24 protein-coding genes and 2 pseudogenes are annotated in these 21,480 nt (G+C 67.9%); 13 read left to right on the top strand and 13 right to left on the bottom strand.

Annotation, left to right across the window (positions count from 1 at the left end):
* Window positions 1–8 precede the first annotated feature (8 nt).
* Together ACT53R_RS02890 and cydP are read right to left on the bottom strand one after the other, a co-directional pair.
* The gene (locus tag ACT53R_RS02890) at window positions 9–1,577 is read right to left on the bottom strand and encodes a cytochrome ubiquinol oxidase subunit I (protein ID WP_476170345.1); all 1,569 of its coding nucleotides are present in this window, start codon (window positions 1,575–1,577) and stop codon (window positions 9–11) included.
* Window positions 1,574–1,738, bottom strand: a complete 165-nt coding sequence (gene cydP / locus ACT53R_RS02885; protein ID WP_476170344.1) for a cytochrome oxidase putative small subunit CydP — start codon at window positions 1,736–1,738, stop codon at window positions 1,574–1,576. Before cydP ends, ACT53R_RS02890 begins: the two co-directional genes overlap by 4 nt.
* Here cydP and ACT53R_RS02880 point away from each other — a divergent pair.
* The 3 genes and pseudogenes from ACT53R_RS02880 to ACT53R_RS02870 form a co-directional block, all read left to right on the top strand.
* A pseudogene (locus ACT53R_RS02880) lies at window positions 1,726–2,484 on the top strand (PAS domain-containing protein); the annotation flags it as partial. The gene cydP and the pseudogene ACT53R_RS02880 overlap by 13 nt on opposite strands.
* A 21-nt stretch (window positions 2,485–2,505) precedes the next feature.
* Window positions 2,506–3,270: pseudogene (locus ACT53R_RS02875) on the top strand (sigma-54 interaction domain-containing protein); the annotation flags it as partial.
* 6 nt (window positions 3,271–3,276) lie between these two features.
* Window positions 3,277–3,501 (top strand): helix-turn-helix domain-containing protein, encoded by a 225-nt coding sequence (locus ACT53R_RS02870; protein ID WP_476170724.1) that lies wholly within the window; start codon window positions 3,277–3,279, stop codon window positions 3,499–3,501.
* A 48-nt stretch (window positions 3,502–3,549) separates the two neighbouring features.
* Here ACT53R_RS02870 and ACT53R_RS02865 read toward each other — a convergent pair whose 3' ends face one another.
* Together ACT53R_RS02865 and typA are read right to left on the bottom strand one after the other, a co-directional pair.
* Window positions 3,550–4,041, bottom strand: coding sequence for a DUF2127 domain-containing protein (locus ACT53R_RS02865; RefSeq protein ID WP_476170343.1), 492 nt, complete (start codon window positions 4,039–4,041; stop codon window positions 3,550–3,552).
* A gap of 8 nt (window positions 4,042–4,049) precedes the next feature.
* Entirely contained in the window at window positions 4,050–5,909 is a 1,860-nt protein-coding gene (gene typA / locus ACT53R_RS02860) for a translational GTPase TypA (RefSeq protein ID WP_476170342.1), read from the bottom strand.
* Between the two features lie 38 nt (window positions 5,910–5,947).
* Here typA and ACT53R_RS02855 point away from each other — a divergent pair, with 38 nt between their 5' ends.
* From ACT53R_RS02855 to ACT53R_RS02845, 3 genes are all read left to right on the top strand, one after another.
* Window positions 5,948–6,256, top strand: a complete 309-nt coding sequence (locus ACT53R_RS02855) for a hypothetical protein (RefSeq protein WP_476170341.1) — start codon at window positions 5,948–5,950, stop codon at window positions 6,254–6,256.
* A gap of 146 nt (window positions 6,257–6,402) precedes the next feature.
* Complete coding sequence (locus ACT53R_RS02850) at window positions 6,403–6,894, top strand: macro domain-containing protein (protein ID WP_476170340.1); 492 nt, start codon at window positions 6,403–6,405, stop codon at window positions 6,892–6,894.
* Between the two features lie 83 nt (window positions 6,895–6,977).
* Window positions 6,978–7,472: a peptidylprolyl isomerase gene (locus tag ACT53R_RS02845; protein ID WP_476170339.1), complete on the top strand. Its 495-nt coding sequence runs from the start codon at window positions 6,978–6,980 to the stop codon at window positions 7,470–7,472.
* 58 nt (window positions 7,473–7,530) lie between these two features.
* Here the strand turns inward: ACT53R_RS02845 and ACT53R_RS02840 are convergent, their stop codons facing one another.
* Window positions 7,531–8,361, bottom strand: a complete 831-nt coding sequence (locus tag ACT53R_RS02840) for an AraC family transcriptional regulator (protein WP_476170338.1) — start codon at window positions 8,359–8,361, stop codon at window positions 7,531–7,533.
* 100 nt (window positions 8,362–8,461) lie between these two features.
* Between ACT53R_RS02840 and ACT53R_RS02835 the strand changes: the two genes are divergently transcribed.
* Window positions 8,462–9,019 carry a carboxymuconolactone decarboxylase family protein gene (locus tag ACT53R_RS02835; protein WP_476170337.1) on the top strand — a complete coding sequence of 186 codons (558 nt, stop codon included), beginning with the start codon at window positions 8,462–8,464 and terminating at the stop codon, window positions 9,017–9,019.
* A 66-nt stretch (window positions 9,020–9,085) separates the two neighbouring features.
* Here the strand turns inward: ACT53R_RS02835 and ACT53R_RS02830 are convergent, their stop codons facing one another.
* The 3 genes from ACT53R_RS02830 to ACT53R_RS02820 are packed head-to-tail and all read right to left on the bottom strand — an operon-like array spanning window position 9,086 to window position 11,597.
* Window positions 9,086–9,664 (bottom strand): hypothetical protein, encoded by a 579-nt coding sequence (locus ACT53R_RS02830; protein WP_476170336.1) that lies wholly within the window; start codon window positions 9,662–9,664, stop codon window positions 9,086–9,088.
* Window positions 9,661–10,845: a M48 family metalloprotease gene (locus tag ACT53R_RS02825; protein WP_476170335.1), complete on the bottom strand. Its 1,185-nt coding sequence runs from the start codon at window positions 10,843–10,845 to the stop codon at window positions 9,661–9,663. Before ACT53R_RS02825 ends, ACT53R_RS02830 begins: the two co-directional genes overlap by 4 nt.
* Window positions 10,846–10,850: 5 nt before the next feature.
* Window positions 10,851–11,597 (bottom strand): hypothetical protein, encoded by a 747-nt coding sequence (locus ACT53R_RS02820; protein WP_476170334.1) that lies wholly within the window; start codon window positions 11,595–11,597, stop codon window positions 10,851–10,853.
* A gap of 150 nt (window positions 11,598–11,747) precedes the next feature.
* On the opposite strand from ACT53R_RS02820, the gene ACT53R_RS02815 reads away from it, so the two are divergent.
* The 4 genes from ACT53R_RS02815 to ACT53R_RS02800 all read left to right on the top strand — a co-directional run bounded on the left by ACT53R_RS02815 (window position 11,748) and on the right by ACT53R_RS02800 (window position 16,762).
* The gene (locus tag ACT53R_RS02815) at window positions 11,748–12,953 is read left to right on the top strand and encodes an aminotransferase class I/II-fold pyridoxal phosphate-dependent enzyme (protein ID WP_476170333.1); all 1,206 of its coding nucleotides are present in this window, start codon (window positions 11,748–11,750) and stop codon (window positions 12,951–12,953) included.
* Window positions 12,954–13,153: 200 nt separating this feature from the next.
* Window positions 13,154–14,137, top strand: coding sequence for a malate dehydrogenase (locus tag ACT53R_RS02810; protein ID WP_476170332.1), 984 nt, complete (start codon window positions 13,154–13,156; stop codon window positions 14,135–14,137).
* Between the two features lie 291 nt (window positions 14,138–14,428).
* Entirely contained in the window at window positions 14,429–16,330 is a 1,902-nt protein-coding gene (gene prpE / locus ACT53R_RS02805) for a propionate--CoA ligase (RefSeq protein WP_476170331.1), read from the top strand.
* 198 nt (window positions 16,331–16,528) lie between these two features.
* A complete protein-coding gene (locus ACT53R_RS02800; RefSeq protein WP_476170330.1) occupies window positions 16,529–16,762 on the top strand; it encodes a hypothetical protein in 234 nt (77 codons plus the stop codon).
* A gap of 39 nt (window positions 16,763–16,801) precedes the next feature.
* Here ACT53R_RS02800 and ACT53R_RS02795 read toward each other — a convergent pair whose 3' ends face one another.
* From ACT53R_RS02795 to ACT53R_RS02775, 5 genes are all read right to left on the bottom strand, one after another.
* Window positions 16,802–17,107: a hypothetical protein gene (locus ACT53R_RS02795; RefSeq protein ID WP_476170329.1), complete on the bottom strand. Its 306-nt coding sequence runs from the start codon at window positions 17,105–17,107 to the stop codon at window positions 16,802–16,804.
* Between the two features lie 223 nt (window positions 17,108–17,330).
* Window positions 17,331–17,720, bottom strand: a complete 390-nt coding sequence (locus tag ACT53R_RS02790) for a hypothetical protein (protein WP_476170328.1) — start codon at window positions 17,718–17,720, stop codon at window positions 17,331–17,333.
* Window positions 17,721–17,879: 159 nt separating this feature from the next.
* A complete protein-coding gene (locus tag ACT53R_RS02785; RefSeq protein ID WP_476170327.1) occupies window positions 17,880–18,542 on the bottom strand; it encodes a hypothetical protein in 663 nt (220 codons plus the stop codon).
* 56 nt (window positions 18,543–18,598) lie between these two features.
* Window positions 18,599–18,892, bottom strand: a complete 294-nt coding sequence (locus tag ACT53R_RS02780) for a hypothetical protein (RefSeq protein WP_476170326.1) — start codon at window positions 18,890–18,892, stop codon at window positions 18,599–18,601.
* 133 nt (window positions 18,893–19,025) lie between these two features.
* Window positions 19,026–19,859 carry a kanamycin nucleotidyltransferase C-terminal domain-containing protein gene (locus tag ACT53R_RS02775; RefSeq protein WP_476170325.1) on the bottom strand — a complete coding sequence of 278 codons (834 nt, stop codon included), beginning with the start codon at window positions 19,857–19,859 and terminating at the stop codon, window positions 19,026–19,028.
* Window positions 19,860–20,594: 735 nt separating this feature from the next.
* On the opposite strand from ACT53R_RS02775, the gene ACT53R_RS02770 reads away from it, so the two are divergent.
* Together ACT53R_RS02770 and ACT53R_RS02765 are read left to right on the top strand one after the other, a co-directional pair.
* On the top strand, window positions 20,595–21,068 hold the full coding sequence (locus ACT53R_RS02770; RefSeq protein WP_476170324.1) for a hypothetical protein: 474 nt from the start codon (window positions 20,595–20,597) through the stop codon (window positions 21,066–21,068).
* Between the two features lie 229 nt (window positions 21,069–21,297).
* On the top strand, window positions 21,298–21,480 hold a 183-nt coding region (locus ACT53R_RS02765), incomplete at its 3' end, for a hypothetical protein (RefSeq protein ID WP_476170323.1).

Here is a 21,480-nt window from a genome sequence, read left to right as displayed (position 1 = left end):
CGATCTCCTCAGGCGTGGGCCGCGACGGGCGCGACGTCTTGGTCGTAGCGCCCCGTGCCGAGGCTGCCGGGCCCCTGTCGCGCGAAGCGCACCATCAGGTACATCTCGACGATCAACAGCAGGGTGTAGAAACCGATGAAGCCGGCGAGCGAGCCGTACAGGCTTTCCACGCTCAGCGTCGACACCGACAGGTGCGTCGGCAGCACGCCGTAGATGGTCCACGGCTGGCGGCCGTACTCGGCGACGAACCAGCCCAGCTCGCTCGCGATCCACGGCACCGGCAGCATCCACAGCGCCCAGCGCAGCAGCCAGCGCTTCCCGCCGCAGCGACCGCGCACGGTCTCGACGAACGCCAGCACGAACAGCGCGAGCATCGCGAAGCCGGCGGCGACCATCGCCCGGAACGCCCAGAACATCGGCGTGACCCGCGGCACGGTGTCGTCGACCGCGCGCTGGATCATCGCTGGCGTGGCCTGGCGTACATCCACCACGTATTTCTTCAGCAGCAGGCCGAAGCCGAGGTCGGCCTTGTGCGCCTCGAACCGCGCCTTCGCGTCGGCGTCGTCGCGATGCTTGCGCAACTGTTCGAGCGCGGTCACGGCCTCGATGCCGCTCAGGATCCGCTCGCGGTTCTTTTCCTTGATCTCGACGATGCCCGGGATCGTTTTCGTCACCGAGCGTGTGCCGATCAGGCCCAGCACCCACGGCACCTGCATCTCCCAGGTGTTGCGGCCGGCGCGTTCGTCGATGCCCGCCGCCAGCGCGAGGCCGGCCGGCGCGGGCTGCGTTTCCCACATCGCCTCGATCGCCGCCATCTTGGTCTGCTGCGCTTCGCCGACGGTGTAACCGGACTCGTCGCCCAGCACGATCACCGACAGCGCCGAGGCCAGGCCGAACGCCGAGGCGACGCGGAAGCTGCGCTTGGCGAATTCCACGTTGCGGCCCTTCAGCAGGTACCACGCCGAGATCGACAGCACGAACATCGCGCCGGTGACATAGCCGGCCGACACCGTGTGCACGAATTTCGCCTGCGCATCCGGGTTGAAGACCACGGCCCAGAAGTCGGTCATCTCCATGCGCATCGTGGTGTAGCTGAACTCGGCGCCGACCGGGTTCTGCATCCAGCCGTTGGCGATGAGGATCCACAGCGCCGACAGGTTGGTGCCGATCGCCATCAGCAGCGTCACCAGCAGGTGCATCGGCCGCGTCAGGCGGTCCCAGCCGAAGAAGAACAGGCCGATGAAGGTCGATTCGAGGAAGAACGCCATCAGCCCCTCGATCGCCAGCGGCGCGCCGAAGATGTCGCCGACGTAGTGCGAGTAGTACGCCCAGTTCGTGCCGAACTGGAATTCCAGGGTGATGCCGGTGGTCACGCCCAGCGCGAAGTTGATGCCGAAGAGCTTGCCCCAGAAGCGGGTCATGTCCTTCCAGACGACCTTGCCGGTCATCACGTACACGCTTTCCATGATCACCAGCAGCCACGTCATGCCGAGCGTCAGCGGCACGAACAGGAAGTGGTACATGGCCGTCGCCGCGAACTGCAGCCGCGACAGGTCGACGAGGTGCTCGGAAATCATTCGGGTCGTTCCTGCTGGGTCGAAAGGAGATGCGAAGCGGCGTCCTCCGCCGTGATGGCGGGCCGCGCCTCGCGGAAGAAGCACCACCAGAGGGCGGCGAGGAGGACGCACTTCACTGCGAGCACGACGCCCAGGTGGCGTCGGAGCCATGCGGTCGTCATCGGATGCGGGCCTGCGTGGGGGAGCGGAGGGTGTGCCGGGTGCTTCGCCTGCGCGGAGGCTCGGTCGGTCGTCGGATGGCCATGCTAGGCGGGCCTCCCCATCGTCTCGATTGGGCATATCGCCCCAGCCGAAGCGGTCGTTCGGGGCCTCCGGTCGCGAGGGGCGTGCGGCAGTCCCCGCTTCGCCACGACGATCGCGACGAGATGGCGCACCAGACGGGCGGTGGGCGAGGCGGGTTTCACGCCTTCTTCAATGCAGCATCCGTGCCATCGCGAATCCGTCGCGGCAGATCTTTGAAATCAAAGGGTTGCTCGCAACCGGCTGGCGCGTCCGCCACGGAAACTGTCGAAAATGGCAGTCGCTACTGCCAGAGTGGCATGATGGCCGCCTCGCCCGCGGAGCCGCCCCCATGGCTGGTGAACACAGTCCCGACGCTCCGCCGCTGCTGGTCTCGCTGATCGACAGCCTGCCCGAGCCGCACATCCTGTTCGATCGCGACTACCGGATCCTCGCGGCCAATGCCGCCTACCGGGCGCAGTTCGCGCACGGCGCCGTCGTCGGCCGCACCTGCCACGCGGTGTCGCACCACGTCGACGTGCCCTGCGACCGCGCCGGCGAGTCGTGTCCGCTGGCGGCCGCGCTCGCCAGCGGGCAGCGCGAGAAGGTGCTGCACCTGCACCAGTTGCCCATCGGGCAGGAATACATCGAAGTGGAGCTGACGCCGCTGGCGGATGGCGACGGCCGTTTCGTCTACTTCCTGGAGAAGATGCTGCCGCTGCGCGCCGTGCGCGATGCCGGCCGCGGCCAGCGTCTGGTCGGACGGGCGCCGGCGTTCCGGCGGATGCTGGAATCCGTGGCCCGCGCGGGGCCATCGCAGGCCAGCGTGCTGCTGCTGGGCGAATCCGGCACGGGCAAGGAACTCGTCGCACAGGCGCTGCACGAGATGAGCCCGCGCCGCGCGCGGCCGTTCGTGGTGGTGGAATGCGCCAGCCTGCCCGAGAGCCTGTTCGAGAGCGAACTGTTCGGCCACGAGAAGGGCGCCTTCACCGGCGCGAGCAGCGCCAAGCCCGGGCTGGTCGAATCCGCCGACGGCGGCACCCTGTTCCTCGACGAAGTGGGCGACATCCCGCTGTCGATGCAGGTGAAGCTGCTGCGCCTGCTGGAGTCCGGCTGCTATCGGCGCGTGGGCGGCAACGACCTGCGCCACACCGACCTGCGCGTGGTGTCGGCCACGCATCGCGACCTGCGGCGCATGGTGGCCGAGGGCGGGTTCCGCCAGGACCTGTTCTTCCGGCTGGCGACCTACCCGGTGCGCATTCCGTCGCTGCGCGATCGGCTGGAGGACATCGAGCTGCTGGCGCGCGCGCTGCTGCAGCGCATCCCGGAAGGACGCGAGCGCACGCTGACCGCCGGCGCGCTCGAACGCCTCCGCCGGCATGCGTATCCCGGCAACATCCGCGAACTGCGCAACATCCTCGAGCGCGCGGTGCTGATGGCCGACGGCGACCGCATCGGCGAAAGCCACGTGCGGCGCGCGATGGACGATGCGGTGTGGAGCGGCGCCGCGATGCCCGACGCGCCGTCGACGGACGACGACATCACCGGCGATGCGCCGCGTCCCGGGTCACTGAAGGCGCTGGAAGCGGACGCGTTGCGCACCGCATTCGCGACGCATCGCGGCGATCGGCGCAGCCTGGCCGCGAGCCTCGGCATCAGCGAACGCACGCTCTACCGCAGGCTGCGGACGCTGCAACTGATCTGAGGGCGGGCGAAGAAAGGGCGACCCGGCGATGGCCGCGCGGCGCCGCGCTCAGGCGGCCGGTGCGGCGTGCGGACCGCGCCGCTTGTACAGATCGCGCGCCAGCACCCAGACGATGGCGACGTTGATCGTCACCACGGCGAGCGCGATCCAGCCGGGGCTGCGGATCAGTTCGTAGAGTTCGAACGGCACGTAGATGGCGGCGGCCAGACAGCCCAGCCACGAGGCCCAGGCCTTGGCGCGCCACAGGCCCCAGGCTTCGATCAGGTGCAGCACGCCGTACGCGGCGACCACGCCCGCGGCCCAGTGCACGGCGCCGGGGCTGACCTTCTGTGCGAGCACCGACAGGGCGCTGTGCTGGGCATCGAACTGGAACATCTCGACCAGCCGATGCAGGAAGGCCCGGATCGAGACCGGGCCGAAGAGTTCGAGACCGCTGGCCGCGAGCAGGGCCAGCAGGCTCTTGCCGAGTTCGATCAGCGCGATGGCATGCAGCCCCGGATGCGCATTGGGGCTCGGGTTGTAAGGCGCATCCGGTCGCATGGGCGGGATTATGCCGCGCGCGAGGCCCGTTTGCGATCCACCTCGGTGCGCATCTTCTTGCGCAGGCGGATCTGCTTGGGGGTGACTTCGACCAGTTCGTCGTCGTCGATGAACTCCAGCGCCTGTTCCAGCGAGAACTTGATCGGCGGGATCAGGCCTTCGTCGTCGTCCTTGCCGGAGGCGCGGAAGTTGGTCAGCTGCTTGCCGCGCAGGGCATTGACCGTGAGGTCGTTGTCCTTGGCGTGGATGCCGACGATCTGGCCTTCGTAGATCTCCTCGCCCGGCTCGATGAAGAGGCGGCCGCGTTCCTGCATCGCCGCCTGCGCGTACGCGGGCGAGCTGCCGGTGCCGTTGGAGATCAGCACGCCGTTCTGGCGCTGGCCGATCGCGCCGTCGGTCTTCGGGCCGTAATGGTCGAAGACGTGGAACAGCAGGCCGGTGCCGGCGGTGAGCGTGCGGAATTCGGTCTGGAAGCCGATCAGGCCGCGCGCCGGGATCAGGTAGTCGAGGCGCACACGGCCCTTGCCGTCGGGTTCCATGTTCTGCAGCAGCGCCTTGCGCTCGCCGAGACGGCCCATCACGCCGCCCTGGAACTGTTCTTCCATGTCGACGACCAGCGCTTCGTACGGCTCCTGCAGCACGCCGTCGATCTCGCGGATGATCACTTCCGGACGCGACACGGCCAACTCGTAGCCTTCGCGGCGCATGGTTTCGATCAGGATCGACAGGTGCAGTTCGCCGCGGCCGCTGACCTTGAACTTGTCGGCGTCGGCGGTGTCCTCGACCTTCAGTGCGACGTTGTGCTGCGTTTCGCGGGTGAGGCGATCGCGCAGCTGGCGCGAGGTGAGGAACTTGCCGCCCGAACGTTCCTTCACGCCGGCGAACGGCGAATCGTTCACCTGGAAGGTCATCGAGATGGTGGGCTCGTCCACCGCCAGCACCGGCAGCTGCTCGACGGCGTCGGGCGCGCACAGCGTGTCGGAAATGCCCACGCCCTCGATGCCGCTGAACGCGATGATGTCGCCGGCCTGCGCCTCGGGCACTTCCACGCGCTCCAGGCCCATGAAGCCCAGCACCTGCAGCACGCGACCGTTGCGGGTCTTGCCTTCGCGATCGACGATCGTGACGTTCTGGTTGGTCTTCACCTTGCCGCGCTGGATGCGGCCGACGCCGATGATGCCGACGTAGTTGTTGTAGTCCAGCGAGGTGACGCGCATCTGGAACGGGCCATCCGGATCCACCGGCGGCGCCGGCACGTGCTCGCAGATCGCCTCGAACAGCGGGGTCATGTCGCCGCCGCGCACGTCTTCGGTCATGCCGGCGAAGCCCTGCAGGCCCGAGGCGTAGACGGTGGTGAAGTCGAGCTGGTCGTCGGTGGCGCCGAGACGGTCGAACAGATCGAACGTCTGGTCCAGCACCCAGCTCGGGCGCGCGCCGGGGCGGTCGACCTTGTTCACGACGACGATCGGCTTGAAGCCCATCGCGAACGCCTTCTGGGTGACGAAGCGCGTCTGCGGCATCGGGCCGTCCATCGCGTCGACCAGGATCAGCACCGAGTCCACCATCGACAGCACGCGCTCGACTTCGCCGCCGAAGTCGGCGTGGCCGGGGGTGTCGACGATGTTGATGCGCCACTGCTCGCCGGTCTTCGGGTTCGTCCAGCGGATCGCGGTGTTCTTGGAGAGGATCGTGATGCCGCGTTCCTTTTCCAGATCGTTGCTGTCCATCACGCGGTCGGGGACCACGGCGCGCTCGTTCAGGGTGCCGGACTGCTTCAGCAGCTGATCGACGAGGGTGGTCTTGCCATGGTCGACGTGGGCGACGATGGCGATGTTGCGAAGGCGTTCGACGGAATTCTGTGCGGACATGGCGAATGGCGCCGCGGGTGGGCCGGGCGCGGATTGTCGTGAAGGAAGCCGACTATTATAGGCTGCCCGGTCGAGCAATGGCTCGATCGGCGACGATCGTCTCGTTCATCAAGGACCCGCGCATGGCCCCGACCCCCTGGAAACCGCCGCTGTGGGCCATGGCCCTGGACATTCTGGGGATACTGGTGCTGGCCCTCGGGCTGCTGATGCAGTACTCGCCGGCGTCGGCGGTGGCGCAGGCCCTGCCGGCCGATCTGCGGGTGCCATTGCTGGCGCTGGGCGGGGTGATGGTGCTGCTCGGCTGGGCCGGCCTGGCGATGTCGATGATCGCCCACCACCGGCGCTGAGCCGCGACGCCATGGTCTGCGGAAGTACGGTGGCGAATCAGCGATTCTAGCGGTTTTTGCGTCATGCGCGCCTGCCCGGAGGCAAGGCGATGCGGGCGTGGGCGTGGGAGGCTGGCGCCATCCCATTTCCACCCCAAGGAAGCCCCATGCTTCAGGAAACCACCGGCGACATCCTCAAGACGCGTGCCCAGGCCATCGCCCACGGCGTGGCTCCGAACGACGATTTCCATACCGGCCTGGCGCTCTCGCTGCGCGAGTACGCCCCGGCGCTCTACAAGGACTTCCGGCATTACTGCCAGTCCACCCATCCCAAGCCCGGCACCCTGTGGACCTGGGCGGGCGCCGACGGCCGCCGTATCGTCAACCTGTTCACCCAGGACGGCGCCGAAGGCCACCACGGCGGCAAGCCCGGCAAGGCCAGCCTCCAGCACGTCCGCCATGCGCTGAAGGCGCTGCGGGCGGAGATCGAGGAACAGGGCCTGACCAGCATCGCGCTGCCGCGGCTGGCGACCGGCGTCGGCGGTCTGGCGTGGGACGACGTGCGTCCGCTGATCCTCGAACATCTGGCCGATGCCGGCATCCCGGTCTACGTCTACTCGACCTACCGCCCGGGCCAACTGGCCGACGAAGTGTTCTGAATGACGGGGGCCACCGCCACGCCCGCCGGGGAGGGCGGGCGTGGTACGGTGTGCGCCCTTTTTCGTCGCCCGGAGACACCCGCATGTCCCTGATCGCCCATTTCGACACCGACCGCGGCCCGATCCGCATCGAACTGTTCGCCGACAAGGCGCCGCTGACCGTCGCCAACTTCGTGAACCTGGTGCAGCGCGGCTTCTACAACGGCCTGGTCTTCCACCGCGTGATCGCCGACTTCATGGTCCAGGGCGGCTGCCCGCAGGGCCGCGGCACCGGCGGCCCCGGCTACCGCTTCGAGGACGAGACCAGCAACGGTGTCCGCCACGAGCGCGGCGTGCTGTCGATGGCCAACGCCGGCCCGAACACCAACGGCAGCCAGTTCTTCATCACCCACGTGGCGACCCCGTGGCTGGACGGCAAGCACACCGTGTTCGGCAAGGTGCTGGAAGGTCTTGACGTGGTCGACGCCATCCGCCAGGGCGACGTCATCAAGTCGGTGAAGATCGAAGGCGACGCCCAGGCCGCGCTCGACGCGAAGGCCGACCGCGTGGCGGAATGGAACAAGATCCTCGCCGCCTGATCCGGGCTGCGGCATCGCATGGAAAACGCGCCTCCGGGCGCGTTTTTCGTTTCCGCGCTCAGTGCGCCAGCGCAGACAGCCAGACAGTGGGCGACGTGCCCGCATGCCGTGCCGCGAACACGCGCGCGAACGCCGATGCATTCGCGTAGCCGACGTCGAGCGCGACGGTCTTCACGGGTTGTCCGCGCTTGAGCAGTGTCTTCGCGACGCTGAGGCGCCAGTCGGTCAGGTAGTCGCCCGGCGGCGTGCCGACGACGCGGTGGAAGTGCGCCGCGAACCGGGCGCGCGACATGCCGCAGACCCGCGCCAGGCCGTCGAGCGTCCACGCCTCGCCCGGGGCGCCGTGCATCGCGTTGAGCGCTTTCGCCAGACGCGGGTCGGCGAGGCCGGCGAGCACGCCCTGTGCGACCACGCCGGCGGTCATGCAGTGGCGCAGCAGTTGCAGGATCATCAGTTCGCTGAGGCGATCGAGCGCCGCCTGCCGCCCGCAGTACTGGGCGAACGCTTCTTCGAACAGCAGTTCGAGCGTGCCGCGCAGCAGCGCGTTGTCGCGCAGCGGCAGCACCAGTCGCGCGGGCAGGCTGCGGGTCAGCGGGTTGCCGGCATCCGCACCCAGTTCGATCGACGAGCACACCAGCTCCGCGCCGTGCGCGCCTTCGCCGCGGATCCAGTGCGGGGCCGGCCGTGGATAGAAGATCAGGCTGGGCTCGGCGATCACGGTCTCGCCGGCGACGCCGTCGCCGATCCGCAGCGTGCCGCCGCGCAGCACGTGCAGGTGGCCGACGCCTTCGCGGGCGTCGAAATCGGCGGTGTCGCACAGGCTGCCGGTGTGGAAGACCCGGGCCCGCAGGCGGAAGCAGTCGAGCAGTGCGCTGAGGCGATCCTGCATGGTGAGACGATCCGTGGCTTTTCGTGGACGAAATGATGCCATGTGTATCGATCGAGCCGCCACAGTGACGCTTCCTTCCACGGCTTCCCAGGAGCCCGCCATGAACGCCTCGTCCCCCCGCATCGCCCCGCTCGACCCGGCCTCGGCCGATCCCGCCGTCGCCGCCACCCTCGCCGCGGTGAAGGCGAAGCTCGGCGTCGTCCCCAACCTGTTCCGCACCTTTGCCCGCGCGCCGGCCACGCTCAACGGCTATCTGGCGTTCTCGGACGCGCTGGCGGGCGGCCGCCTCGACGCGGGCCGTCGCGAGATCGTCGCCCTCGCCGTCGCGCAGGCGAACAGCTGCGGCTACTGTCTTGCGGCGCACACGCTGATCGGCAAGGGCGCGGGCCTGTCGGAAGCCGACATCCGCGCGGCGCGCTCGGGCGCCAGCTCCGATGCCGGCGATGCCGCGCTGGCGGACTTCGCCCGGCGGCTGACCACGTCACGCGGCGTGATCGACGATGCCGAACTGGCGGCGTTCAAACTGGCCGGCTTCGACGATGGCCACGTGCTGGAAGTGGTGGCGCTGGTCGCGCTGAACACGCTGACCAACTACGTCAACCACGTCGCCGGCACGGTCGTGGATTTCCCGGCGGTGCCGCTGGAGATCGCGGCCTGAGGGCTGCGGCACCGACCGGAAACGCCGCGCGCCTCCGGGTGCGCGGCGTGGCGGTGCGGCGTGCGATTACTTGAACCGCATCCCGTCCAGCATCGCGTCCACGGCGGCGACATCGCGGCCGTGGTAGTACTCCTTCGGGGCGACCCACACGATCAGGTTGAGCAGGCCGTTGCGTTCGGCGGCGGCGACGGTGCCGCGGTAGATCAGGCCGTCCGGATCGGCCATCTCGACGTCGAAGCGGATGCCGTCCACGCCGCCGAAGCTGTGCGGGCGCAGGTTGGTCGCCTGCACACCCACCCACTGGCCGTCGACCAGACCGTCGGTGATCAGCTTCTGCACTTCGTCCAGACGCATGCCGCTGCGGTACCACGGGCCATCCGGGCGCGACTTCCGCTCGCGGGCCTGCTGGAACACGTGCTCGCCCGGCTTGATCTTCGAGAAGATCAGCAGGCGGTTCAGCAGCACGCCGTCGATCGTCCAGATCTCGCGCCGGTTGGCCTTGATGCGGCTCCAGTCGAGCGTGGTGTCGAAGGTCATGTCGAAGGCCGACGCCTTGCCGGCGGTCTGCAGCGACTGGCTGGCGCAGGCCGCCAGCAGCAGCGCCAGCAGCGCAGGCAGCAGGAAGCGCATCGTGCGCAGGGTCATGGCGTCTTCTCCCATCGTTCGAGGGTATGCCGCATCAGCGCGGCGTCGCCGGCCTCCGGGGCCGCGTCGAGGTAACGGCGCAGCGCCGCGATCGCGCCGGGCTGGTCGCCGTGCGCCTGCAGGTACAGGCCCTGCTCGCGCCACGCGGCGGCGGGCGGATCGGGCAGGGCCAGGGCTTCGGCGTACAGTTTGCCGGCCTGCGCCATGTCGTCGCCCTTGTTGCGGCGGCGATGCGCTTCGGCGAGGTAGAACGTGGCCAGCGCCGCGGTGTCGGGCGTGGCGTCCTGCCTGAACTCGGACAGCACCTGCAGGCTGGTGTCGTAGGTGCGTCGCGACAGCTCGCCTTCCATCCAGCGCTGGAGGAACGGGCGGATCGCCGCGCGGTAGGCCTCGGCGTTGGTGACCGGATGCTCGGTCGACACCTGCGCCGCGGCGGCGCGCATGTCGGTCAGGCGTTCCTCGGTCTTCGGGTGGCTGGCGAACACGCCGCCGCTGTGGTGGTGCTTGTCGGCCTGTTCCTCGCGACGCATGCGCTCCCACACGCGCACGCCGCCCTGCGGGTCGTAGCCGAGCGCGATGGTCGCGGCGTAGCCGAGCCGGTCGGCCTCGCGTTCGTTGTCGCGCGACTGCTTGGACAGCCCGCCGATGCCGCCGAGATAGGCGATCTCGCCCGCCAGCGGGATCCCGCCGACCCAACTCACCAGCCCGAACGTGCTGAGGAAGGCGCTGGCGCGCTTGGTGGTTTCCCAGCTTTCCAGCGAGTGCCGCGCCTTGTAGTGCGCGAATTCGTGGCCCAGCACCACCGCCAGTTCGGATTCGTCGCGCATGCGCAGCAGCGCGCCGGTGAACACCAGCGTCGCGCCGTTGGGCGCCATCGAGGCGTTGAACACGGGGTAGTCGACGATGTAGACGCGCAGGTCCTTGCAGTAGTCGCCGGTGACGCGGCAGACCACGCCCTCGACGTAGCGCTGCAGATCGGGGTCGTGGACCACGATCGGCGCCTGGCGCAGGTATTTCTCGGCCTGGTCGGTGCCGTACCACAGCTCGGATTCGGTCGACCCCGGCGCGGGGCGCTCGCCCGGCTTCAGGTGCGGCAGCGGCGGCGCGGCGGCGCTGCCGGCCACGGTGCCCGCCAGCGCGGTGGCGAGCAGGGCGGTGGCGAAGGGGCGGGATACGCGCATGGGCGTCACTCCACCGGCAGTTTGCTGAGCATCTGCCGGACCGTGGTCGCCGCGCCTGCCTGGTCGCGCAGGTCGCCGGTCTGCTTGGCCAGCAGGTTGTACCAGACCACCTGGCCGGTACGCAGGTCGACCAAGGTCGCGACGCCGACCTGGGCGCCACCGCCGATGTCGCCGCCCAGCAGCAGGATGCCGACCACGCGCAGCGCGGCGCGGCCGCTGCTGGTGTAGCTGTCTCGGAGGTACGTGAACAGGGCGTAGTCGGCGCCGGTCTGTTCGCGCAGTGCCTGCACGCCGGGGCCGAGGCTCCAGTCCATCCGCGCGCGGCCCTTGGCGTCCTTCTTGGTCGCCAGCACGTTGCCGGGGGTGGTGTACTGCAGGATGCTCATCGCCACCGCCTGGTGCAGGCGGATGATCTGGCCCAGCTGCGAGGCCGGGTCCAGACCGTCGGGGATGTCGTAGTCGGGGGCCATCACCACGCGCCGGCCTTCGAGCTGCTGGCGCACTTCGGCCGGATACAGCCGGCGTGCGGTCTCGGACCATTCGCGCCGGGGCTCCAGCATGCCGCCGGCGGTGACCAGCGACAGCTCGATGTCGGGTTCGATCACCGCGATGCTGCCGTCGACCTTGACCAGGCTGCCGGTGGCGTCGACGGCGGTGCGGGAGCGGGTGGCGGCCGCGGCACCGGCGGTCGCCAGCACGCAGGCGACGAGCAGGGCGCAGGCGGGGAACATCAACCGGGCGTACGGACGCATCTTCACGCGATTCCCCCTCTTTCCGGGTCTCCAGGGCGGGCATGCACCCGGTCGTGCCGGGTGGCGATCACGGTTCCGTCGCACCGCGAATGCTGCGACGCGGGATCGCCGGGGCTACAATAGTGCATACCTTCCCCAGGTCAAACCCTCATGCCACAGCTCGCCCGGCGCATCGGTCGCGCCAAGCCCAGCGCGATCATGGTCGTCGCCGAAAAGGCCAAGAAGCTCAAGGCCGAAGGCCGCGACATCATCAGCTTCTCGATCGGCGTCCCGAACTTCCTCCCCGGCCCGCACGTGTACGAAGCGGTGCGCGAGGCCCTCGCGAAGGACAGCGGCCAGTACGGCAGCAATCGCGGCGCGGACGCGCTGCTCGATGCCTTCCTGCGCCACATCGAAGCGCTCGGCATGACCGGCTACGCCCGCGCCAACGTGGTCACGGCGATCGGCGCCAAGCACATGATCTACAACCTGGCCGAGGCGCTGCTGGACGAAGGCGACACCATCGCTTTCCCGACGCCGTACTGGACCAGCTACCTCGACATCGCCGAGATCGTCGATGCCAAGGTCGACCTGCTGCCGTGCCCGCCCGAGCAGGACTACAAGCTCACCCCCGCGCAGCTCGACGCCGCGCTGGCGAAGAAGCCGAAGGTGTTCCTGTTCAACAACCCGTCCAACCCGACGGGCATGGCGTACACCAAGGACGAGATCGCCGCGCTGGCCGACGTGGTCGCGAAGCATCCCGACACCTGGATCATCACCGACGACATCTACAACACGATGGTGTTCGACGGCGTCGGCTACCACAACTTCCTGCATTTCCGCCCGGAACTGCGCGACCGCCTGATCTTCCTCGACTCGCTGTCGAAGACCTACGGCATGCCCGGCTGGCGCGTCGGCTTCATGGCCGGCCCCGAGTCCGTCGCGAAGGCCGTGGTCACGCTCAACTCGAACCACATCACCAACATCCCCGAGCTCACCACCGCTGCGGCGATCGCCGCGCTGGACGGCCCGCAGGACGTGCCGGCGCAGAAGTGCGCCGAATTCCAGTCCAAGCGCGATGAGGTGATGGCGGTGCTGGCGCAGATCCCCGGCATCGTCTGCCCGAAGCCGCTGGGTGCGTTCTACGTCTTCCCGGACGTCAGCGCCTACTTCGGCAAGACCCATGGCCCCACCGGCCTGACGATCGCCAACGACGTCGACCTGTGCAACGCGCTGCTCGACGCCAAGGGCGTGGCTTGCGTGCCGGGCTCCGCGTTCGGCGAACCGCGCGCGCTGCGCATCAGCTACACCTGCCCGACGCCGCAGCTGATGCCGGGCATGCAACGTTTCCGCGAGTTCTTCGCCGAGCTGTCCTGAACCACGGGCCGGGTCGCCTCCGCGATCCGGCCTTTTTCGTCGGGGGGCTGCATACGATTTCCCGACGCCTCCGCGGCTTGCGACTGAAGTCGTAGCCGCGGGCGATGGCCTCCCGGCCATGGCGCGTCTACCCTTGCCACCCGTCCCGATCGCGTTTCCTTCCTTCGATCTTTCCTCAAGGCTTTCTGGAGCTACCGCACATGAAGACCCCCGTCCGAGTCGCCGTCACCGGCGCTGCCGGCCAGATCGGTTACGCCCTGCTGTTCCGCATCGCCTCCGGCGAAATGCTGGGCAAGGACCAGCCGGTGATCCTGCAGATGCTGGAGCTGCCGCTGGAGAAGGCCCAGGCCGCGCTCAAGGGCGTGATGATGGAGCTGGAAGACTGCGCGTTCCCGCTGCTCGCCGGCATGGTCGGCACCGATGATCCGAAGGTCGCGTTCAAGGACGCCGACTATGCCCTGCTGGTCGGCGCGATGCCGCGCGGCCCGGGCATGGAGCGCAAGGACCTGCTGCTGAAGAACGCCGAGATCTTCACCGTGCAGGGCAAGGCGCTGAACGACGTCGCCTCGCGCAACGTGAAGGTGCTGGTCGTCGGCAACCCGGCGAACACCAACGCCTACATCGCCATGAAGTCGGCCCCGGACCTGCCGGCGAAGAACTTCACCGCGATGCTGCGCCTCGACCACAACCGCGCGCTGTCGCAGCTCGCGACCAAGGCTGGCGTCGCCGTCGCCGACATCAAGAAGATGGTCGTGTGGGGCAACCACAGCCCGACCATGTACCCCGACTACCGCTTCGCCACCGTCGGCGGCGAGTCGCTGCAGGGCAAGATCAACGACGCCGACTGGAACGCCAATACCTTCATCCCGGTCGTCGGCAAGCGCGGCGCCGCCATCATCGAGGCCCGCGGCCTGTCGTCGGCCGCCTCGGCCGCCAACGCCGCCATCGACCACATGCGCGACTGGGCGCTGGGCACGAATGGCGAGTGGGTGACGATGGGCATTCCGTCCGACGGTAGCTACGGCATCCCCGAAGGCGTGATGTACGGCGTGCCGGTGACCTGCGCCAACGGCGAATACACCCGCGTCGAAGGCCTGCCGGTCGACGACTTCAGCCGCGCCCGCATGGACAAGACCCTGGCCGAGCTGGAAGAGGAACGCGCCGGCGTCGCGCACCTGCTGTAAACGCATCTGTTGCCGATTCGAATGCCAGCCGGCTCACCCCCGGCTGGCATTTTTGTTTGCGATGCGCCCGTCTGCCATCTCGCGCTCGGTAGAGCGGCCTGACCAGCCATTCGGCTGTTGAACACCAGGCCGCTGCTTTTCGAGATGCGCGATGGATCAAGCGCAGCGGCCTGAAGGCCGCTCTACCGAGCCGTAGGCGGCTCGATGATTTGCCACCTCCGACCAAGGTCGGAAGGCCGGCGGCGGCGCGCGGGACTATGCTCCCGGCATCGCGCCACGCCGGGAGGGGCCATGCGCTACGAAGACGAATATCGCCGATCGGTCGAAGAACCGGAGGCATTCTGGGCGGAGCAGGCCAAGGCCATCCACTGGCACGTGCCGCCGCACACGATCCTGCAATACGACGAACCGCCGTTCCGCAAATGGTTCGTCGGCGGCGAGACCAATCTCTGCTACAACGCCGTCGACCGGCACCTCGACGAACGCGGCGACCAGCTCGCGCTCGTCGCGATCTCCACCGAGACCGACACCACCCGCGAGATCACCTATCGCGAGCTGCATCGCGAGGTGAACGCCTTCGCCGCCGTGCTGAAGCGGCTGGACGTGGGCCGCGGCGATCGCGTCGTGATCTACATGCCGAACATGGCCGAAGCCGTGTTCGCGATGCTCGCCTGCGCGCGCATCGGCGCGATCCACTCGGTGGTGTTCGGCGGCTTCGCCGCGCACAACCTCGCGCTGCGCATCGACGACGCGAAACCGAAACTGCTCATCGCCGCCGACGCCGGCATGCGCGGCGGCAAGGTCATCCCGTACAAGGCGCTGGTCGACGCCGCCTGCGCCGAAGCCGAATTCGCGCCGCCGAAGGTGCTGATCGTCTCGCGCGGGCTCGACCCGGCAGAACCGAAGGTCGCCGGCCGCGACGAGGACTACGCCACACTGCGCGCCGCCGTCGGTGATGCGCAGGTGCCGGTCGAATGGCTGGAGTCGAACGAACCCAGCTACCTGCTCTACACCTCCGGCACCACCGGCAAGCCCAAGGGCGTGCAGCGCGACGTCGGTGGCCACGCGGTCGCGATGGCGCTGTCGATGCGCACCGTCTACGACGTCGGCCCCGGGCAGACGATGTTCTCCACCTCCGACGTGGGCTGGGCCGTCGGCCATTCGTACAACGTCTACGGCCCGCTGATCGTCGGCGCGACCTCGCTGCTGTACGAAGGCCTGCCGGTACATCCGGATCCCGGCATCTGGTGGGCGCTGTGCGAGAAGTACCGCGTGCGCACGATGTTCTCCTCGCCGACCGCAGCGCGCGTGCTGAAGAAGCACGATGTCGATTACATCCGCCGCCACGACCTGACGTCGCTGCGCTACCTGTTCCTCGCCGGCGAACCGCTGGACGAACCCACCGCGCACTGGATCACCGACGCGCTCGGCAAACCGGTCATCGACAATTACTGGCAGACCGAGACCGGCTGGCCGGTGCTGTGCCTGCTGCCCGGCCTCGACATGAAGCCGGTGAAGTTCGGCTCGCCCGGTTTCCCGAATCTCGGCTACCGCACGAAGATCATCCACGAATCCACCGGCGAGGAAGTCGGCCCCGGCGAGAAGGGCGTGCTGGTGCTGCAACCGCCGCTGCCGCCCGGCTGCATGAGCACGCTGTGGCACGACGACGCGCGCTTCCTGCGCAGCTACTTCGGCCACTTCAAGGAACTGCTGTACAGCTCGCTCGACTGGGCGATTCGCGACGAGGACGGCTACACCTTCATCCTCGGCCGCACCGACGACGTCATCAACGTCGCCGGCCATCGCTTGGGCACACGCGAGATCGAGGAAGCCGTGTCTAGCTGCCCCGTCGTCGCCGAAGCCGCGGTCGTCGGCGTCGCCGACGAACTGAAAGGGCAGGTGCCCGTCGTCTTCGCCACCCTGCGCCAGGCCACGACCGAACGCGACGCCCGCGTCGCCGCCGCCGACGGCATGCGCAAGCAGGTCGAACACAACCTCGGCGCCGTCGCCCGCCCGGCCCGCATCTACGTCGTCGGCGCGCTGCCGAAGACCCGCTCCGGCAAACTCCTGCGCCGCTCGCTGCTCGCCCTCGCACAGGGCGGCGACCCGGGCGACCTGTCCACCCTCGATGACCCGAACGCATTGGAAGAAGTGAAGCGCGCACTGGCACGCGGGCCGGAGTTCGGGAGCTGAGAGTCTCACGCGGCGCCCGTGAGCCGGCATAGGGCGGGCTCAAGCCCGCCATCGCGGCCCATCACGTCGCTTCGAAGATGATGGCGTAGCGACGCGGGTGTCGCGGGGGCGTGATTGCATGCCCGCGGGCTTGAGCCGGCGGGCTTGAGCCCGCCCTATGGGCTTGGAATCATGGTGTGCAACATCAACAGAGCCGCCATGACCATCCGCGTCCTCATCGCTGAAGTCGCTACCGGCAAGGTCCTGCATCTCGATGGCACGCGCCATCAGGCCGGAGATGCGGAATGCCGGATCGATTTCGACAGCGTCGCATCGGCGTTCGCGTTCTGCGAAGACCATGTTCGGTCGTTCCCGGATCGGGAGTGCGTCGTGTACGGAGAGGACGGCGCTTGTCTGAAAATGTTCAGGCCTGATCGAGCCCGGCTTGCATGATGCTTCGCACAAGTGCCGCGGCGTGCACGCACTCAGCGGCTACTTCCATCCTTCCGAAACGGTCATCGCGGTCACGATCATCTCGGTCGCTTCGTCTTCCGTCCGCGCGATGCCACGCACGTAGGCGCCGGACCACGGTGCTGCCCGCTCCGGCAGCAGCGCTTCGATGTGGTATTCGGACTTGCACAGCGCGGACACGATGACGAACCACGGCGACGCATGCGAATCCTGTGCAAGCAGGACAAGTCGATGATGCGAGGTGAGGACGAATGCCGGCTTGTCGCCGGGCAACGCGCGGAGGCGGGCGAGCAAGTCGAGCATCGTCGCACCAAGTTCGCGACTCATCGCGTCATCGCTCCGTGCGAGTTCCCCGTATGCCCCATCCAGCGTGTCGTGGTCCTGGTCCTTACAGCGGGTCAGTTGCATGGCTGGGCTCACACCAGCGAACAGATGATCTGGAGGGCAGAGTGAGCTTTGTCTGCCCGGGATGAAAGAGATTGCCCGTCTCTGTCGGGCAGAGTGTGCGCCTGTATCCGTTGCGCTCGGGTGATGGCTCTTTGTCGATGGGTCAAATTTCGTCGTCCGAGGGCCATTGAGAGATGTCGTCGACAGGGCGGGGCAGGCGTGAATCAAGCCAGTCTGCAACCGTGCCTGGCTTGAACGCAGGGTCTTTGGATTCGATGATCCAGGACAGGAATTCTTCAGGTCCTCCATTGAGATATGGTGCCGGAGAGATGGGCATGAAGACGGTCGGCAAGCGTTCCGTCAGGGACAGGTAGTTGAGGACGCAGCCCATCTCCTGCACGACATGCCATGCAAGCGGGTGTTCGATGTCGAGCGAGAATTGGACCCGCCAATTGCCGTCGGGGAGCTTGCCGGTTCCGATGGGATCGGAAGAAATGGCAGGAACGCGCCTGAGGTACGCAAGCAATTTGTCGAAATCGCGTTGGTCGCCCATGACGCCTGATGCCCGGGTTGAGTGAATAAAGACCTGCCGCCCTAGTCTACAGCTCGCTCGGTCGGGTGATCCGCGGTGCCGACGCCGGCGTCTTCATCCCGGGCTGTACCGACTGCGTCATCAACATTGTCGGCCATGGCCCCGGCGCAGCCTGGATGCTCAATCGCGCCGAATGATCTTCGCGTAACAGGCTTCGGCGGCCTCCTGCACCAAAGCGCGATCGGGAGCGGAAATTGTCGAGGCAAACCCACGCGCACTTTCGGCAGGCAGGACGAGCGCCATGCGCCCCACGATGCGTTCGTCGTCAGCATCCCGCTCCGCGCGGAAGCGCAGATACCAGCGCGCGTCGTCGGGCGCGATGCCGACGAAGACTGCTTCGTCGTCCGGCGTCGCTTCCAGCATGGCGCGCGGTGTCTCGACCATCGCGGCAAGTTCGCCAAAGGTGATGCTGCCTCGTGCGAAATGCAGGCCGTCATGCTGCCACCAGTCGTCGTAGCGACGGAGCTTCCGCAGCGGCGGCTCCAAGGTGCCGAGAAACGCGACGACATCGTGCAGCAGGACGCAGAGGTCGTCCGCTTCGATGTCTTCCGCGGTGTGGAATGCGATGCCGCCCGGAGGCGGAAAGGGCATGCGGACGCTGTCAGGTGACATGCTGTCCGACGCGATGCTCGCCAGCAGGTAAAGGCCCAGCGCGGCGATGAAGTAGAGCACCGAGCCGGGCACGGCGAAGATCAGGAACGTCGCCATGCGCCCCATCTCGGGTTCCCGTGCGCCGTCATCTGGAATCAGGAATGTCCCGGCGGCGTAGAGAGCGAGCAGCACAGCCCAGACTATCGTGATCCAGCACAGATAGCGGACAAACGGGCGTGGCGATTTCTTCAATGGTCGTTGTCGCCGTGGCGAAGATGCGTACCCGGCGGCCCGGTCGCATCGATCGTGCTGCCGTCGGTCGGCTTGTGCAGCGGGTCGAACGTGCTGCGCACGGTCAGGCTCGCGTGGTCGGACCATGCGATGCCGATGCAGATCAACGCGCCCACCAGCGGCAACAACCAGATGATGGCGAGTTGAAGGACGCGCTGCCTGCCCGTGTACGAGCGGTTGAAGAGGGCCAGCAGCGAAGCGATCAGGTCGAGCGATGCGAGTGCCGTCAATGTCGTCTGTACGGGAGTCATGCGCGTTCCGGCGAGACTGGCGGGGGGCAGGGCTTCAATTCTCGCCGAAGCAAGCCGCCCGGGTACGGCTTGCGGCCTTACCCGGGCTACGCCCTTCGGTCGGCGGCACGCCGACAGGCGAATCCGCGCCGGCTCAGTGCGCGTCTTCCACGCTCGGCTCGAACACCGGGGTGACGCGCCGTTCCACCGCCGCGGTGAAGGCCGGGCCGGCCTGCCACGAAGCCAGTCCGGCCCAGGCGCGCTCGACCACGTCGTTGACGCGGGCCAGATCGGCCAGGTCGCCCTGGATCACCATTGCGTACAGTTCCTTTGCGCCATCGGGCGCCGGCAGCCGCGCGGCTTCTTCCAGCACCGTGCCGAAGGTCGCGTACGGATAGCGCGCGGACAGCCCCGTCACCAGCGCCAGATGCATGGCAAAGGTGCCCGCGATCATCGCGTGTGGCGCCGAGCGGTTGCGCAGCTTGCCGATCAGTTCGTACAGCGTGCCCGAGACGATCCGCGCCATCGAACGCTCCACCGTGTCCGAATCCGGATGGGTGGCGATCTCGCGCAGCTCGGCGAGCAGGTTCTCGTGGCCGGGCGCGGTCCACACCACGTGCGAATAGACGAACTTGCCGCGGCTGATCGGCCAGCTTTCGTCGACCACGCGCGCGAGCGCTTCGGCCGCGGTGCGCGAGAGCAGGTACACCAGCGCCTTGCCGGGGCCGTAGACCCATTCGACCTGTTTCTGGAACTCGGGGCCGTAGACCTCGTCGTCGATCACGCCCCACAGGTCGACATCCGAGTAGGGGCGGGCGGCGCCGCGTGCGGTGGAGCCGTACAGCACCAGATGCTGCAGGTGTTCGCCGAAGCGCTCGCGCATCGCATTGATGATCAGCTCGTACAGGGCGCTGCGCTCGTCGGCGGTGATCGCGCGCGGGCCGGAAAACACGTCTTCGAGTCTGCCTGTGGGAAGTTCGTACTGCATGGCGTGGAATGGGCTCCGTGGATGTGGGACTTGTCCGATGACGCAGGCGACGCACGATGGGCGATCGCGGTCCCAGTATGCCCATGCGGGCAGACGTTGCGGCGGGCCCGGGTCTGGGGGTTCCCCACTTCTTGTCCTGGCGGATCATCGGGGCAGGTGGGGTCGACCCTCTCTCGTGTCATCCCGGGCCGGAGGCGAGGGGGCTGCTTGATCCGGCAGCACCATTCCCCGTCATCCCGTCATCCCGTCATCCCGTCATCCCGTCATCCCGGCGAACGCCGGGATCCCGCTTTGAAGGCTCTGCCGTTGTTTCCGTGTTTCGCTCGCTGCCGCGAGCGAGTCACCTTTCTTTACTTGTGTAAAGAAAGGGTGACCCAAAGAAAGCACACCCCGTCGGTCGCGCCCGACGCTGCGCGCCGGGTGCACGGGCTCCGCGGGGTTTTTCGACAGCACATCCGTGTGCTGGTCGAAAAACGCGCGGCCTCCTGCCGCGCGCCCTTCGGGCCTGATCCGCGAAGCCCGTCGCGACCAGGGGCCCCGGAACGTCAAGACCAGAACGGGCTCACGGATGTCGTTGGGACATGAATGTCCGAGGCTTCCGCGAAAACTTGTGGGGATACCTCAGGCCCGAGCCCACCCTATGGTCGTGATTCCGGTTTCATGCGCCGTCTCCCGCGACCCGTGTAGGCTGCCGCCCGCCCGCAGCACGCGGGTCCAACGCCAATCGGGAACCCCATGAGTCAGAACCTGCTGTCCCTGAGCTTCGACGACCAACAGCTTGCGCGCATCGACAACGCCCTGGCCGCGCTCGAAACCGAGTTGCAGGGGCTGATCTCGCTGACGCCCGACCAGCGCAAGGGCCTGTACCGGATGGGGCCGAAGTCGGAGGCCTTCTGCCGGCAGACGTTGACCGTGCTGGGCGAGAACCCGCAGGTCATCCCGCCGAGTCTGGATCTGGCCGACGCGCAGGCCGACCTGGCGGCGCTGGACCAGCTGCGCCCGCGGCTGGCCCGGCTGCAGCGCCTTTCCGAGCGGTGGGAGGACAGCCAGGACGCCCTCGGCAGCGACGTGATGTCGTTCGCGCTGGAAGGCTATGCGCTGCTGAAGGTGTCCGGCCGCAATCAGGGGCTGGAAGGGCTGCGCAAGGCCCTGTCGACGCGCTTCGCCCGGCCCTCGAAGGCGGCCGCTGCCGCGTCGAAGGACGGCTGAACGCCCCGGGCGGGCGCGATCGGGGCCCGCCCCGTGGCGCATGACAGTCGAAACGCCGTGCGACCCCCGGAAAGCGCCGGCCACCACCTGAAAAGCGTGGCATGCAAGGTAGAAAGCATCATGCGCCACACTTCTAGCGTGGCGCACCAGTGAAAAAGTGTGGCAGATGGTAAAAAAAGCGCCACGCGCGATCCAAAAAGTGTCGCATGTCAGTCTGAAATGGTCACACATGACCAAAAAAGCGTCGCGCGCCAGACGGAAAGTGTGGTGCGTGACCGGAAAAGTGCCACGCCTGCCCCGAAAAGCGGCAAACGCCACCCGCAAAGGGTGGCGCCGGGTGTGTCAGATTTTTTGTGTGCTCGGGGCGGACATCGATTCAGGGCAGTTCACGTGGTCTTGTGAAGCGGTCACC

It is taken from the genome of Lysobacter sp. DMC104, from assembly GCF_056313665.1.
This window is presented reverse-complemented; position numbering and strand designations above follow the sequence as displayed.

Bases quoted from the DNA above. Each gene is read 5' to 3' on its own strand.
- ACT53R_RS02890 (WP_476170345.1), bottom strand. From the start codon at position 1,577: ATGATTTCCGAGCACCTCGTCGACCTGTCGCGGCTGCAGTTCGCGGCG.
- cydP (WP_476170344.1), bottom strand. From the start codon at position 1,738: ATGACGACCGCATGGCTCCGACGCCACCTGGGCGTCGTGCTCGCAGTG.
- ACT53R_RS02870 (WP_476170724.1), top strand. From the start codon at position 3,277: ATGGACGATGCGGTGTGGAGCGGCGCCGCGATGCCCGACGCGCCGTCG.
- ACT53R_RS02865 (WP_476170343.1), bottom strand. From the start codon at position 4,041: ATGCGACCGGATGCGCCTTACAACCCGAGCCCCAATGCGCATCCGGGG.
- typA (WP_476170342.1), bottom strand. From the start codon at position 5,909: ATGTCCGCACAGAATTCCGTCGAACGCCTTCGCAACATCGCCATCGTC.
- ACT53R_RS02850 (WP_476170340.1), top strand. From the start codon at position 6,403: ATGCTTCAGGAAACCACCGGCGACATCCTCAAGACGCGTGCCCAGGCC.
- ACT53R_RS02845 (WP_476170339.1), top strand. From the start codon at position 6,978: ATGTCCCTGATCGCCCATTTCGACACCGACCGCGGCCCGATCCGCATC.
- ACT53R_RS02840 (WP_476170338.1), bottom strand. From the start codon at position 8,361: ATGCAGGATCGCCTCAGCGCACTGCTCGACTGCTTCCGCCTGCGGGCC.
- ACT53R_RS02835 (WP_476170337.1), top strand. From the start codon at position 8,462: ATGAACGCCTCGTCCCCCCGCATCGCCCCGCTCGACCCGGCCTCGGCC.
- ACT53R_RS02830 (WP_476170336.1), bottom strand. From the start codon at position 9,664: ATGACCCTGCGCACGATGCGCTTCCTGCTGCCTGCGCTGCTGGCGCTG.
- ACT53R_RS02825 (WP_476170335.1), bottom strand. From the start codon at position 10,845: ATGCGCGTATCCCGCCCCTTCGCCACCGCCCTGCTCGCCACCGCGCTG.
- ACT53R_RS02820 (WP_476170334.1), bottom strand. From the start codon at position 11,597: ATGCGTCCGTACGCCCGGTTGATGTTCCCCGCCTGCGCCCTGCTCGTC.
- ACT53R_RS02815 (WP_476170333.1), top strand. From the start codon at position 11,748: ATGCCACAGCTCGCCCGGCGCATCGGTCGCGCCAAGCCCAGCGCGATC.
- ACT53R_RS02810 (WP_476170332.1), top strand. From the start codon at position 13,154: ATGAAGACCCCCGTCCGAGTCGCCGTCACCGGCGCTGCCGGCCAGATC.
- prpE (WP_476170331.1), top strand. From the start codon at position 14,429: ATGCGCTACGAAGACGAATATCGCCGATCGGTCGAAGAACCGGAGGCA.
- ACT53R_RS02800 (WP_476170330.1), top strand. From the start codon at position 16,529: ATGACCATCCGCGTCCTCATCGCTGAAGTCGCTACCGGCAAGGTCCTG.
- ACT53R_RS02795 (WP_476170329.1), bottom strand. From the start codon at position 17,107: ATGAGTCGCGAACTTGGTGCGACGATGCTCGACTTGCTCGCCCGCCTC.
- ACT53R_RS02790 (WP_476170328.1), bottom strand. From the start codon at position 17,720: ATGGGCGACCAACGCGATTTCGACAAATTGCTTGCGTACCTCAGGCGC.
- ACT53R_RS02780 (WP_476170326.1), bottom strand. From the start codon at position 18,892: ATGACTCCCGTACAGACGACATTGACGGCACTCGCATCGCTCGACCTG.
- ACT53R_RS02775 (WP_476170325.1), bottom strand. From the start codon at position 19,859: ATGCAGTACGAACTTCCCACAGGCAGACTCGAAGACGTGTTTTCCGGC.
- ACT53R_RS02770 (WP_476170324.1), top strand. From the start codon at position 20,595: ATGAGTCAGAACCTGCTGTCCCTGAGCTTCGACGACCAACAGCTTGCG.